The following is a 14037-nucleotide window of genomic DNA, read 5'->3' as shown; positions in this document are numbered from 1 at the left end:
CATTTAATACGCTTTATAACAAAAAAATAAATATCCGACTTACCTTAAAAAATAATACTTTTTTATTTAATTATTTCCCTTTCAATAAATTTACTAAGTTTTACTATCTCTCTTAATACTTAATTATTTCTTATCTTGATTACATATCAGTGATGTTAATGATTTGATTTAACTAGCTTTAGCGATTAGTTACATTAAAAAATGTAAAACTAGTTCATATATAAATTCTATCACCCAAAATATAATTCAATAAAATATCAGCATACTTTTTCACATCATAGTACATCATAGTTATATTATGATATTAGAATTCCATTTACTTGTAGCTAGATATCCTGTCATAACAAACAATAAGGGTAACATCTGATTAGTTTATAGTATTCAAATTTATAGAATTGAAAACAAAATCATAATAAATGCATATTAATACACTCTTACATTTCTCACAAATCTGAATCTGAGAGATTAGACAATATAACAGATCCAATCAAAAACATACACTCACTCTAAAAAGCAACAATCAAAGATTTAATCATAGATAAAATTTTAAGGTCAAGTTTTGATTAGTTTAGACATAAGTACCTCTAAACTTAAATAACCCTAAGCAGGTATCTTTAACCAGCTACCTCATATACATTAAGTCTAAAGCCGTGTTAATAACTATCTAGCACAAGTTCTATACTACCAACTTTATTACAAATGATGGAACTCAATAAGTACTTATAGAAAATTTAAGGTATAAAAAAAGCGACCCAAGTCGCTTTTTATTTATTTAATGGTGGGTGCTGAGGGGTTCGAACCCCCGACCCTCGCCTTGTAAGGGCGATGCTCTCCCAGCTGAGCTAAGCACCCGATTTTGAAAAGATCGAAAACTTTGGATGGCGGAGAGGAAGAGATTCGAACTCTCGATAGGGTTTAACGCCTATACTCCCTTAGCAGGGGAGCGCCTTCAGCCGCTCGGCCACCTCTCCTAAACCATGTGAAAGGATATTATATATATATAAAACAATGTGTCAAGAGCACATTCGACAATTTTTTATGGTATCTGCTATTTTACTAATATTAATACTAAACAAACTTCAGAAAAAACTTTATAATACGAATATTATTTTAGATATTTATAACTACCACAAGCACAATAATCATGAGAAAAATTTTAGTTACTAATGCACTGCCATATGCAAATGGCGATCTTCATTTAGGTCATATGCTGGGATATATACAGTCAGACATTTGGGTTAGATTCCAAAAATTACAAGGTAATGAATGTATATTTGTCTGTGGCAGCGATACACATGGTACTCCAATAATGCTTAAAGCTAAAAGCTTAGGTATCACACCAGAAGAACTAGTTGAAAAATACTCAAATAATCACCAAAAAGATTTTTTAAGCTTTGAAATTAAGTTTGATAATTATCATTCAACTCATAGCCCAATAAACAAAGAAATAGTTGAAGATATCTACGATAAGTTGAATGCTCAAAAACTCATATCAAGAAAAGAAATAGCTCAGGCGTATGACCCTGAAGCAAAAATGTTTTTACCTGATAGATTTGTAAAAGGTACTTGTCCAAAATGCAAAGCTGAAGATCAATACGGAGATAGTTGTGAGGTTTGTGGTGCAACTTACGACCCTACAGAGTTAATAAGTCCAAAATCAGTAGTCTCAGGAAAAGCACCAATACAAAAAAATTCTGAACACTTCTTCTTTGATTTACCCTCTTTGGAAAAAAATATTAAAGATTGGATAGAATCCAACAAACTACTCCAACCAGAAGTAGCTAACAAACTAGCAGAATGGTTTGAGCAAGGCCTACAAAGTTGGGATATCTCGCGTGATGCCCCATACTTTGGTTTTGCAATACCTGATACAAATGAGCAAAAATTCTTCTATGTTTGGCTAGATGCTCCGATGGGCTATATTGCAAGTTTTAGAGATTATTGTAATAAAAACAATCTAAACTTTGATGAGTTTTGGGGAGATAACTCTTGTGAAAGCGAGCTTTATCATTTTATTGGTAAAGATATTATTTACTTCCATGCATTATTTTGGCCAGCAATATTATCATCTACAGGCTATAAAACTCCTACAAGTGTCTTTGCTAACGGATTCTTAACTGTAAATGGCAAAAAAATGTCAAAATCTCGCGGTACATTTATCCAAGCAAGAACTTATCTAGATAATTTAGAGCCTAGCTATTTGAGATACTATTTTGCCTCTAGATTGACATCACGCATTGATGATATAGATTTAAACCTTGAGGAATTTGTCACTAAATCAAATTCAGATATAGTTGGTAAGGTGGTAAATATAGCAAGCCGCTGTGCTGGCTTTATATACAAAAAATTTGATGCCACCTTATCTGAGGATATTTTTGATCAAGAGTTAGAAATTGAGTTTAGTAAAAATCATGATGCCATTACTCAAGCTTTTGAAAAAAGAGAGTTTGCTCATGCTGTGAGACTAATAATGGCCTTAGCTGATAAAGCAAATCAATTTATAGACCATCATAAACCATGGCAACTAGCAAAAGAAGAAGGACAAGAACAAAAAGTTCATCAAGTATGCTCACAAGGAATTAATATGTTTAAGGTACTTGTTGCTTATCTTAAACCAATTGTGCCTTCAATTGTCAAAAATGCAGAGACTTTTTTAAATATAGAGTTATCAAAGTGGAATGATGCTCCAATATTCTTAAGATCTCACAAAATAAACAAATTTAAACCATTAGCAACTCGTATTGAAAAAGAAAAAGTAGACAAGATTTTAGAGGATACAAAAAAAATGTTAGAAAATGAACAAAACCAACAACCCAAAAAAGAGCCTAAACTAGATATTGCAGCTGAATGTACTTTTGATGATTTCATGAAAGTTGACTTACGCGTAGCTAGGATTGCTGAAGCTTCGCATGTTGAAGGTGCAGACAAACTACTTAAGCTAATATTAGATCTAGGTGGTGTTACAAAACAAGTATTTGCGGGTATAAAGTCTGCCTATAAGCCAGAGGATTTAGTAGGCAAACATACTGTAATGGTGGCGAACTTAGCTCCTAGAAAAATGAAGTTTGGAATGTCAGAAGGTATGGTCTTAGCCGCTGGCGATGGCAAAGGAATATATATACTAGAACCGCATGAGGGTGCTCAGCCAGGTATGCGTGTTAAATAAACTAAGTATTTAGTAATGAAAAAAACCTACTATAATATTTTAATAATTCTTCTACTATTCTTTTTAGCATTATTAAACTATATTGACAGATCTACTCTAAGTATTGCAAATACAGAAATTGCTAATGCTTTTAATATAACACCAACAGAAATGGGAATATTATTATCTGCATTTATGTGGCCGTATGCTATCGCTAGTCTACCAGCAGGATATATGGTTGATCGACTAGGTGTAAATAAAGTAATGCTAGTAAGCATGATTGCTTGGTCTGTAGCTTGTGTATTAGGGGGCTTAGTAATAGGATTTTATTCAATATTACTAACACGGATTTTACTCGGTCTCGCCGAAGCTCCCTTTTTCATAGTCGCTACTAGAATAATACAACATCGTTTTCCAAGTTCTCAAAGAGGGCTAATGTCATCAATAGTAGCTCTAGGCCCTAGATTAGCAAACATCCTAGCACCATTAATCCTAGTCGGTCTAATGCTACTGATAGATTGGCGAGGTATGTTTATTTTATTAGGTATTATCGGATTGCTAGCTGCGTTAGGTTGGAAACTTCTACATACAGAAGAAACTATTGAATGCAGACCAACTTACAAAAAGACTCAAAAGGTTTCTATCTCTGATGCACTAAAAAACAAGAATGTAGTTTTTTTATGTATTGGAAATCTATGTTCATCTTACGCTTACTGGTTATTTCTAACATGGTTACCTTTTTATTTTATTAAAGTAAAACACCTAAGCCTTTCTCAAATGAGTATAGCAACATCTATATCTTTTATTTCAGGAATTGCTTCAGTAATGTTAGGTGGTATAGTATCCGATCTTATGATAAAAAAAGGATTTACAGCAGTATTTTCACGATTAACACCTATAATCATCGGATGTCTAGTTGCATCTATAGCAATCTTAGCACTACCATTTATAGACAACATCTTTATTATTGTATGTGTAATTAGTGTTACTATTTTCTGTTTGGGGCTACGGATATCTCCAACATGGGCATTAGTTGCTGATATCTCTCCATATAGCTTAGTAGGAACAATTGGTGGATTACAGAATTTTGCTAATTTTGTTGGTGCTGGACTTGCTCCGCTTATTACTGGGATAATACTACAATCAACAAATGATAATTTTATGTTCGTATTTATATTTAGTGGTGTTATTTGCTTATTTGGCTCATTTATATATATGCTTATTCGCAATAGTAGAGTTCAAACTTAAACAATTTAGTACTCTATCACCTTCACTCTACCTTTAGTTATATTTGTTATTTCTTCTAAGAAGATAGATTTTTCTGATGTACATATCTTGATAACTTTGTATATCAAATTAGAATAATTCTCTTTTATAATTTGAATATCATAGCGATTTAGTAGATTATCGACATTTACTGTTTCTGAATAATCATACTCTATTAAAATTTCACTCTGAGGCTTCACGTGAATAAGCTTAGTCAAGGCCAATGCCTCTTTAGCTGCTTGCCCATACGCCCTAACAAGTCCACCAACACCAAGCTTCGTCCCCCCAAAATACCTGACGACCACAACCAAAACATTTGATACACCAAGACCTTGAATATGTGAAAGTATTGGCTTACCAGCCGAACCACTTGGCTCACCATCATCACTAAATCTAAGCTGATTATTATCTACTAAAGAATATGCCCAGCAATAGTGATTAGCTCCAAGATAAATAACCTTTGTCTTATCTATTGCCTCCAGAGCTTCTTTGTGACTAGTAACCTTGTATACAAAAGATATAAAGCGAGATTTTTTTATTGGTGAAATTTCAAACTCTAAATTTTCAAATATAGTTTTGTAAGAGTTCATAATTAACTATCTTATTAATGTTCAATATCTATACCATCTAGAGTTAGAGATCTATTTCTCCAGCACCTTGTCTTAAAATCTGATATGGTAATTCAAGCATTTGCACAACTGTAGTTGACTCATAACCACAATAATCTGACTCTATAACAACATCTATATAATTCATAACTTCATCATCAATAACTGAGCAATCAGTAACAACATGATCTTGCCCAGGTAAAATAAAGCTCCCAATCACTAATGGTTCACCAATTTCTGCTGATATTGCCTGAAGAGCATAATGCTCACCCACCCTTATACCAACTGTATTTTTAGATTTAGTAACCAATAATGATGATACCTTTTTTGTTGCATTTAAAATAAAGGTAAATGGTCCCGGTGTGTATCTTTTTAGAATTCGGTAAGCGCTATTATCAACTTTTGCATATTCAGATATTTCAGATAAGTCTTTACAAGATAATGTAAAATTATGCTTTCCATCTAGTTCACGTATTTTGATAATCTTATCTATAGCCTTTTTTGACTTCATTCTACAGGCTAGAGCATATCCTGAATCAGTTGGTACAGCAAGAACACCATCATTATCCAAAATATTAGCTATCTCTTTTAATTCAGCAACATTATTACCATAACTATATAGTTCAATTAATTTCTTCATTATCTTAGCAACAAGAGTTATACTTTTATGACATTATACAACACTTAACATTAATACAAATGAATAAAATGATTAATGATTTGCTGCCAGCAATCGTATTTTTTACAGTTTATAAAGTTTATGACATTTTTTATGCTACTGCTGCATTGATTATAGTTACAGTTGCTCAAGTAATTTGGGAGTATATTGCTCATAGAAAAATTGCTAAAGCACAAATTCTAATAGCTGTACTTGTTGTAGTATTTGGTGGAGCAACTTTATACTTCCACAATGAAGAGTTTATCAAATGGAAAGTTAGCATAATCAACTGGCTAATAGGAATTGGGCTGATAATATCAACATACACCATGAAAGAAACACCAATGCAAAAAATTCTGAAAGAAGCAGTTGAGTTAAAAAGACATAAGTGGAGAGAGATCAACAATATGTGGGGTGCTTACTTTACAGTACTAGGGACTCTTAACTTATTTGTTGCTTACTTTTTTTCAACAAATATCTGGATGAACTTTAAACTTTTTGGTCTTCTTGGTATAACTTTCATTTTCTTGATAATTCAATCTATTTATTTATCAAAACATATCAAAAGATAATTTTAACATTTAATTTGCATTGGAATAATTATCAACTGTATAATTGACACATTACAACAATGTATGAACAATATGAATCAGGAAAGCTTAAATATAAATAAAGAACCAAATCCAGCAAATAGGATCTGTAAATATCGCAATATTTTTGGATGTATTTGTCTAATTGCTATATTAGCTATATTTTTTATTACTGAATTAGCCATACTAGTCGGTATTTTTTTAACTTTTGCAGCCTTTTATATAGTAATAGCAGGATGTGTAGCAGCCTATCTAATATATCTAGGAATAATGAGATTATCAAAATATCTCAAAGAAAAAAAATAATAATTCACTCTACTCTGCTTTGACTAATCCTGCTGCATAAGTGCGCGCGCCAATTAAACCAACATCTGTATTCATAATTATATGAACTGGAAAATCTTTCATCATACTAGACATTCTACCTTTATCTCTAAACTTCTCTAAGAACTTACTTTCTTTGATTTGTTTGATAAGCCTAGGTGCAATACCTCCAGCAATATACAATCCCCTAAAAGGTAAACTTGATAATGCTAAATTACCCGCTACTGATCCATATATACTTAAGAATATATCTATAGTTCTCAGTGCAGAAGGTTCTCTATGCTCTATAGCATACTTGACAATAACAGCTGCTTTATCAGAATCTGATACGCTAAATAATTCTCTTCTTAGCGACTGACACTCTGGTTGATCGTATAAAGGATTACGTACAACATACTTATATATGTTGAATATACCATAACCACTACAAAATCTCTCTGGCGATATACGATGAAAAGTTTTACGCATAAATCTAAAAAGCTGAATTTGCTCATCATCAACAGGTGAAAAATCAACATGGCCCCCTTCTGTTTTGTACACTCTAGGATTATGGTCTTTATCATAACTGACTAGACACATACCCAAACCTGTACCAGCGCCAACTACAGCACATAATGTTTCATCATCTTTTTTACCATCTTGAAGAGTAATGAGATCTTTTTCTCTATCTAAAGATTCAATACCATAGCCTATAGCTTCAAAGTCATTTATAACTTTGACTTTACTTTTTTCTATACCAAGACCTTCTGATATATACTGCTCTGACACTAACCATGGTAAATTTGTTACTTGAACTTCTCCGTTTGCGACAAATCCAGCGACAGCAAGACACACAGAATCAATCTGACCCACTAGATCAACTTCTAGTAAAAACTTATCAATAATATCAGACAAACAATTAAAGTTTGCTCCTCTATATTTCCTAATAGCAATACTCTGTGTTAAACCATCTTCTAGAAGAGAAACCTCTAACCTAGTATTAGTTCCACCGATATCTCCAGATAATATATACATAGTCACACTCCCTTATTTAATGGTATCTTGCCAATACAAATACTTGATATTCTGCTATAATGAAATTATATCTTAATATTATAATTTTAGTTTAAATGTCTAAAGAAAATAAAACAACAGATTTCGGTTTTACAGAAGTACCTTGGGAAGAAAAACAAAAAAAAGTTGCTGGAGTTTTCCACTCAGTAGCAGCTAAGTATGACTTAATGAATGATTTAATGTCTTTTGGTATTCATCGCATCTGGAAAAAACAAACTATCGCAAAGACTAGCGTGCGCAAGGGAGATAAAGTCCTTGACTTAGCTGGCGGAACTGGTGATTTAGCATATAAATTCTGTCAAATGGTAGGTTCACAGGGTAAAGTAGTTTTAAGCGATATCAACTCATCAATGTTAGAAGTAGGTAAAGAGAAACTCACTAACAAGGGGTGTGTAGGTAATATCGAATATGTTCAAGCTAATGCTGAATGTCTTCCATTCCCTGATAATTATTTTGACTGTATAACAATATCTTTTGGTTTGAGAAACGTAACTGACAAAGCTAAAGCTTTAGCATCAATGTGTAGAGTACTAAAACCAGGAGGAAGATTACTCGTACTAGAATTCTCAAAACCTATAGTCTCTATGCTATCTAAGGTTTATGATGAATATTCTTTCAAAGCTTTGCCTTTTTTAGGCAAAATCATCACTCAAGATGCTGAAAGTTATAAATATCTAGCTGAATCAATCCGCAAACATCCAGATCAAGAAACGCTAAAGCAAATGATGTATGATGCTGGTTTTGATAATGTTGAATATCAGAATATGACTGGCGGAATCGTAGCTTTACATATCGGATATAAGTACTAAGATGATTCAAATAATAGATAGAGCCCTAACATTATTATCTAAACTTGACCCACAAATGAGTAGCTTGCTACTACCCCTTAATAATAAAACATTAAGGGTAGAGATTATTGACATTGATTTTGCGGTTACATTAAAAGTTGAGAAATCAAAGATCCATGCAACTGATGAACATTCTAAAAATGTGCTAAAAGGTAAACTTGCTTATATCCTTGAACTAATATTTAACAAAAATCTCCAAGAACTTATAATTGCTAACAAGCTTGATTATCAAGGTAGTCTTAAAGACTTAAATGAATTTAATAAATTCATAAGCGCTATTGATATTGATTTAGTTTATAAGATATCTGAGATTACTAGTCCAGAATTTGCAGCAACAATAGCTAAACCTTTTACTAAAGCTAAAGAATACCTTAGAACATCACGTCAAGAAACTATAGTTGATATTAAAGATTTTTTAACTGAAGAAAAAAGAACATTAATATCACAAAATGAGATAAATATTTTTTATCGTCAAGTTCAAGAACTAAAACAAGCTACTGACAGAATAGAAGCCAAACTAAACTTATTACAAGGCTTATACAATGATTAGAAAATTTCTAAGACTTATATATATTTTTTATATTATAAATAGATACTGTCTTCTCAATGAACCAATCCGAGCAACTAAGATAAAAAGTCTTAGGCTTATACTTTTAATAAATCCTTTTTACTATTCTCCGAGAGTACGCAAGCTAGAGCATGGCGTTAGGATTAGAGAAGCACTAGAGAAGCTTGGACCTATATTTATTAAATTTGGACAAGCGTTATCTGTACGTGCGGATCTGCTTCCTCCTGACGTTATAAAAGAAGTCTCTAAGCTTCAAGATAACGTGCCACCTTTTGATAACAATATTGCAGCTCAACAGATTCAAAAGGCTGCAAAAAAGCCTATAGATGAAATATTTAAAAGCTTTGAAAGTGCTCCGCTGGCTTCTGCTTCGGTTGCTCAAGTTCATGGTGCAATACTTCAAAATGATGAAAAAGTCGTAGTTAAAGTATTACGACCAGGTATAGAAAAAATCCTAAAACTTGATACTTCTTTGATGCTTTTCTTTGCAACACTACTTAGCAAACTAAAAGAAATTAAACGTTTCAAGCCTGTTGAAATTGTCAAAGAAATTAATCAAAGTTTCTTTGATGAGCTTGATCTAGTGCGCGAAGCATCTAATGCATCTCAAATACGCAGAAACTTTGAGGGCTCAACTATCCATTATGTACCTAAAATATACTGGGAATATACTAGCTCTACAGTTATGGTTATGGAACGTGTCAGTGGTGTGAGAGTATCTGATATCGAAACCCTCGATGCTTTAGGAGTAGACCGTCGCCTGTTAGCACAGCGTGGAGTAGAAATATTCTACTCTCAAGTATTTGATAACTGCTTCTTCCATGCAGATATGCACCCTGGAAATATGTTTATAGATGTCACAAATCCAGCAGATCCAAAATACATATCTATCGATTTTGGTATTGTTGGCACACTTAATCGCGATGACCAGCGTTATTTAGCAGGTAATTTTTTGGCATTCTTTAAACGTGATTATCGTAAAGTAGCCGAACTACACATAGAGTCAGGTTGGGTCCCCAGTGATACGCGTGAAGATGTACTAGAGTCTGCTATTAGAACAGTTTGTGAACCAATTTTTGAAAAACCTATGAAAGAGATTTCACTAGGCTATACTTTGATGCAGCTATTTGCTGTCGCTCGTCGTTTTAATATGAATATACAGCCTCAACTTACATTATTACAGAAAACTCTATTTCATGTTGAGGGTCTTGGACAAAAACTATGCCCAGAACTTAATATATGGGAAACATCCCGTCCAATATTAGAGAAATGGATGAAAGAGCAAATGGGATTGAGAGGTTTTTACCATCGTTCGCTAGAAAATATGCCTAGAGTTAGTGATAAGCTACCAGAGCTACCACGTATGGTATTTGATATATTACAACATACACAGATGAATTTAAAAACATCATCACCTAGCCAGGTTAGTGAAACTAAAGAGCCAAAGAAAAGGCATCGATTTGCATTGGGTGTAAGTATTGTGTTGATAGCTACAGGAGCTATAGCAAGTGTAACTAAAGATACTAACTCTCTGACTAAATTACAGAATTTAGTTACTACTCACAGTACAACCATATTGGTAGCAGGTGCTGTTTGTTTGGCTTATTATATTTTTAAAAAGGAGAAATAGATGTCTGATTGTATTTTTTGTAAGATTATTACTGGCGAGATTCCATCAAAGAAAGTTTATGAAGATGAGAATGTTTTTGCTTTTCACGATATTAATCCAGCTGCTGACACTCATGTTTTAGTTATTCCAAAAAAACATATAGCTAGCCTAAATGAGCTAACAGAGCAGGATGAAGAGCTTATGGGTAAATTTATGTTAAGCATTCCTAAAGTTGCTAAGCTTCTTGGTTTGAAAGGATTTAAAACCGTTTTTAATACAGGTAAAGAAGGTGGGCAAATGGTTTTTCATATTCATGCCCATATTCTAGGTGGTAAAATCAAACTCAAACTTCCTGAATAGACTTTACTCAGCTAATATCATCACTGGTGGTGGAAATGAGCTACTTGAGAAACTGTTTATCTCATGTAAACCACTAGCAAAACTTATATTTATTAATCCTATAACTGAAAACACTGATAAAACTAACTTTTTCATTTTAATATCTTTTTTGTAAACTTTTCTAATTTAGAAGAGTATTATTACATGACAATTTAACTTTGTTAAATATATTGACTTTATTATTTAAATAAGTTTTTCTTATTGACGGTGTTTTTAAATCATCCTCTAAATTAGTCAGGGCGCACGAGAGTAACTATAGATATTTTATCAATTTGACTATCTTTTGAAATGGTCTCTACAAATTCTCTAATTGTAGCGCCTGTCGTCAACACATCATCAAAAACTAAAAGATGCTTAGCTTTTATTGGCTGATTGAGTTTAAATACATTTTTTATTTGTGAAGCTCTTTTTTGTTTGGATGACTTAGCTTGTGACTTTGTATATTTGATACGCGAGTAATTTGAAAACACTGTTTTAATATCAGCATATTCTGCTAATTTGTCAGCAAGAAGCTCAGATTGATTAAATCCTCTGTAGATATATCTAAGTCTGTGTATTGGTACTGTAGCAATGGCATCTACATCTGAGAAATAGATATTTGCCATTTTATCCCACCATTTCTGCATAAGCTTACTGAACACCTGCGCTACTAACAAATCTTTTTGAAACTTAAACTTTTGCAATAAATATCTAACTTCTGTGGTGTAACTAAGTAAATGATAGTAATTATATTCGATATCAAAATCTAACTTGTACTGCTGTGTATTCAAGTCTTCTTCTAGATTGTGTAAACAATAATTACAAACGATATCATCACTATACTGTCTACACAAAATACAGTTCTGACTCTTTATAAACCTATATATACAGGCAAGAATATTACCAAAACTCATTTATATGTAAATATTCCTTGCTCTACTAGATTACTAAGACTTTCAGGCTTTGATAATAAATATCCTTGTACATATCTATATCCCAGATTACGCAACTTATCCAACGACTCTTGTGTTTCAACACCTTCAACAATGATATCCATATCCATTTCTGTAGCAATTTCTTTTATGGCTTTAAAAGTACTATTGCTACCTATCACATCATCTGCTAACTTATCAAGTAATGATTTATCTATCTTAAGAAGATTGAATCTACCGCCAATAAGTCTTTCAAAAGTTGAATATCCAGTTCCAAAATCATCAATAGCAAATAATATTTCTGCATCTTTAAATACATTTTGTATCTCAATCAACTCTAGCTCTGTTAAATCCATAAGTGCAGATTCTGTAAGTTCAAAAACTACCTTACACCTATTTTTAAAAGCTTTCTTTTTTTTAAGGACTAAATTTACCAAATCTTTAAGGTGCTGTAAAAAATTTGTTACAAAAGGCGATATGTTAATATTAATCCTGAAATCACAAGGTATATTTACAGTTTTTAGCTCATCAAAAACCACATTTATAATTAGTTTATTAAATTTATCTACTAAACCATTACGCTCGATCAGTCGAACTAGATTTTCGATATTTACATTTTTATACTCATTGATTGATGATCTTACTAAAGCTTCTACTCCTATAGCTTTCTCAGTAGATATTTCAAATATCGGTTGATATACAACTTTTATATGCTCTTTATTTATCAGACCCTTTAATACATGATTTAAAACAACTTCTTCTTTATATTGTTTTTTTATATCTTCATTAAAAAAACAGATTCCTAAATTTTTATTTTTTGCAGCTCGAATAGCATAGCTAGCATAAGTGATAATTTTATTGTCATCATAATCTGAAAATACAACACCAATCGCAGAGCTAACATCTATATCTAAGTCTCCAACTTTTACTCTTGAATTTACGATATTTGAGACTCTATTTACTACGATTTCAACCTCTTTGTTAGAACTTATGTTATTACAAAATATAGCAAATTCATTACCTCCGATTCTAGATAGAATATCTTGACTTCTAAACCTTATTGATTCTTTTAAGGTAGTAGCTATTTTCTTAAGAAGTTTATCCCCCGTATCATCCCCATAATAGTCATTTATTTGCTTAAACTTTCTTATATCTATAACTATTATTGCAAATAAAATATTTGTTTCCTTAAATTTTTTAGCTGCCTCTTTAAGAGTTTTTTCAAAAAAGAATCTACTATATACTTTTGTAAGAGAGTCTAGATTAACTACTCTTTTAAGAGTTGCATATTGAATTCTATAAGTATTATCTATAACAATGCCATCTATATGGATTACCTGACCTGAGTAATTTAAAGAATAATTAGCAAAAATTCTAAATATTTTTTCAGAATCATAATATGGCTTACAGATTATATCTATAGGCCTTTTTTCTTTAATACATTTTTGTACTGCTAATATAAATTTATCACGATCGTCAAACTGAAGAAGAGAAAGCCATTTATCCAGACTAATACTTCTATCTGGTGACTCATTAATAGCAAAATAATTAAAAAGATTTTTATCCCAATAAAACATATTCTTTTTAACATCAAAACTCCATGAAGCATATTCAATTACATCAAGAGCTTTATACTTAGCATTTTGCCTTATCTGTTGAGTTAAATCCTGAATAATCCCTATAAAAAAAGGTTCATGTGCCTGCACCTCACTTACTGATAAAAAAAGATTAAGTTCGCTTCTATCCTTTTTTAATCCTGTAATAACCCTACCCTTACCTATAATTGTTTTCTTATGAGTTTCAATATATTTATCAACATACTTATCATGATGATCTGCTATCTGTGCCGGCATTAATATTTTTATATTTTCGTTAAGTAATTCACTTTTATGGTACCCAAACAATTTACAGGCTGATTTATTAACCATCCTAATTTTTTTGAATCTATCTATAAGTATTACTGGTAGAACAGCATCATCTAATACAGAAAAATGACTAATATCTAATTCTTTCATATTCTACATAACTACCTTAAAATCTATATAAAATAATACATTA

Annotated in this window: 14 protein-coding genes and 2 tRNA genes; 8 read left to right on the top strand and 8 right to left on the bottom strand. The window is 31.9% G+C overall.

All coding sequences use genetic code 11. The features are described 5' to 3' along the window. Positions 1 to 776: 776 nt before the first annotated feature. A tRNA-Val gene (locus tag ACKTR7_RS05380) sits at positions 777 to 852 on the bottom strand. 27 nt (positions 853 to 879) lie between these two features. Further along, positions 880 to 971, bottom strand: a tRNA-Ser gene (locus ACKTR7_RS05375). Positions 972 to 1144: 173 nt separating this feature from the next. Between ACKTR7_RS05375 and metG the strand changes: the two genes are divergently transcribed. Then, positions 1145 to 3166, top strand: coding sequence for a methionine--tRNA ligase (gene metG / locus ACKTR7_RS05370; RefSeq protein WP_407877352.1), 2022 nt, complete (start codon positions 1145 to 1147; stop codon positions 3164 to 3166). Between the two features lie 15 nt (positions 3167 to 3181). Continuing rightward, entirely contained in the window at positions 3182 to 4393 is a 1212-nt protein-coding gene (locus tag ACKTR7_RS05365) for an MFS transporter (protein ID WP_407877351.1), read from the top strand. 5 nt (positions 4394 to 4398) lie between these two features. Here the strand turns inward: ACKTR7_RS05365 and ACKTR7_RS05360 are convergent, their stop codons facing one another. Further along, positions 4399 to 5001 carry a YigZ family protein gene (locus tag ACKTR7_RS05360; protein ID WP_407877350.1) on the bottom strand — a complete coding sequence of 201 codons (603 nt, stop codon included), beginning with the start codon at positions 4999 to 5001 and terminating at the stop codon, positions 4399 to 4401. Between the two features lie 43 nt (positions 5002 to 5044). Then, entirely contained in the window at positions 5045 to 5659 is a 615-nt protein-coding gene (locus ACKTR7_RS05355; protein ID WP_407877349.1) for an L-threonylcarbamoyladenylate synthase, read from the bottom strand. A 59-nt stretch (positions 5660 to 5718) separates the two neighbouring features. On the opposite strand from ACKTR7_RS05355, the gene ACKTR7_RS05350 reads away from it, so the two are divergent. Both ACKTR7_RS05350 and ACKTR7_RS05345 read left to right on the top strand, forming a co-directional pair. Then, a complete protein-coding gene (locus tag ACKTR7_RS05350) occupies positions 5719 to 6249 on the top strand; it encodes a septation protein A (protein WP_146421882.1) in 531 nt (176 codons plus the stop codon). Positions 6250 to 6321: 72 nt separating this feature from the next. Then, a complete protein-coding gene (locus tag ACKTR7_RS05345) occupies positions 6322 to 6573 on the top strand; it encodes a hypothetical protein (RefSeq protein WP_222830337.1) in 252 nt (83 codons plus the stop codon). A gap of 9 nt (positions 6574 to 6582) precedes the next feature. Here the strand turns inward: ACKTR7_RS05345 and glk are convergent, their stop codons facing one another. Beyond that, a complete protein-coding gene (gene glk, locus ACKTR7_RS05340; RefSeq protein ID WP_044525706.1) occupies positions 6583 to 7605 on the bottom strand; it encodes a glucokinase in 1023 nt (340 codons plus the stop codon). A gap of 95 nt (positions 7606 to 7700) precedes the next feature. Here glk and ubiE point away from each other — a divergent pair, with 95 nt between their 5' ends. From ubiE to ACKTR7_RS05320, 4 genes are read left to right on the top strand one after another with little or no spacing between them, the layout of a single operon-like run. Continuing rightward, the gene (ubiE, locus tag ACKTR7_RS05335; RefSeq protein WP_407877348.1) at positions 7701 to 8453 is read left to right on the top strand and encodes a bifunctional demethylmenaquinone methyltransferase/2-methoxy-6-polyprenyl-1,4-benzoquinol methylase UbiE; all 753 of its coding nucleotides are present in this window, start codon (positions 7701 to 7703) and stop codon (positions 8451 to 8453) included. 1 nt (position 8454) lies between these two features. After that, positions 8455 to 9042 (top strand): ubiquinone biosynthesis accessory factor UbiJ, encoded by a 588-nt coding sequence (locus tag ACKTR7_RS05330; protein WP_407877347.1) that lies wholly within the window; start codon positions 8455 to 8457, stop codon positions 9040 to 9042. Beyond that, entirely contained in the window at positions 9035 to 10690 is a 1656-nt protein-coding gene (gene ubiB / locus ACKTR7_RS05325; RefSeq protein ID WP_407877346.1) for a ubiquinone biosynthesis regulatory protein kinase UbiB, read from the top strand. Before ACKTR7_RS05330 ends, ubiB begins: the two co-directional genes overlap by 8 nt. Continuing rightward, positions 10691 to 11029, top strand: coding sequence for a histidine triad nucleotide-binding protein (locus tag ACKTR7_RS05320; protein WP_369851981.1), 339 nt, complete (start codon positions 10691 to 10693; stop codon positions 11027 to 11029). A gap of 3 nt (positions 11030 to 11032) precedes the next feature. Here ACKTR7_RS05320 and ACKTR7_RS05315 read toward each other — a convergent pair whose 3' ends face one another. The 3 genes from ACKTR7_RS05315 to ACKTR7_RS05305 all read right to left on the bottom strand — a co-directional run bounded on the left by ACKTR7_RS05315 (position 11033) and on the right by ACKTR7_RS05305 (position 13994). Next, positions 11033 to 11164: a hypothetical protein gene (locus tag ACKTR7_RS05315; RefSeq protein ID WP_261986278.1), complete on the bottom strand. Its 132-nt coding sequence runs from the start codon at positions 11162 to 11164 to the stop codon at positions 11033 to 11035. A 134-nt stretch (positions 11165 to 11298) separates the two neighbouring features. Further along, entirely contained in the window at positions 11299 to 11961 is a 663-nt protein-coding gene (locus ACKTR7_RS05310; protein ID WP_407877345.1) for a ComF family protein, read from the bottom strand. Continuing rightward, complete coding sequence (locus ACKTR7_RS05305) at positions 11958 to 13994, bottom strand: EAL domain-containing protein (protein WP_407877344.1); 2037 nt, start codon at positions 13992 to 13994, stop codon at positions 11958 to 11960. The genes ACKTR7_RS05310 and ACKTR7_RS05305 overlap by 4 nt, the downstream gene beginning before the upstream one ends. Between the last annotated feature and the right edge of the window lie 43 nt (positions 13995 to 14037).

Origin of the sequence: Francisella sciaenopsi (assembly GCF_045862875.1) — a bacterium.
Classification (GTDB): Bacteria; Pseudomonadota; Gammaproteobacteria; order Francisellales; family Francisellaceae; genus Francisella; species Francisella sciaenopsi.
Note: the sequence above shows the minus strand (reverse complement) of the source record. Positions and strands in the feature narration are given on the sequence as shown.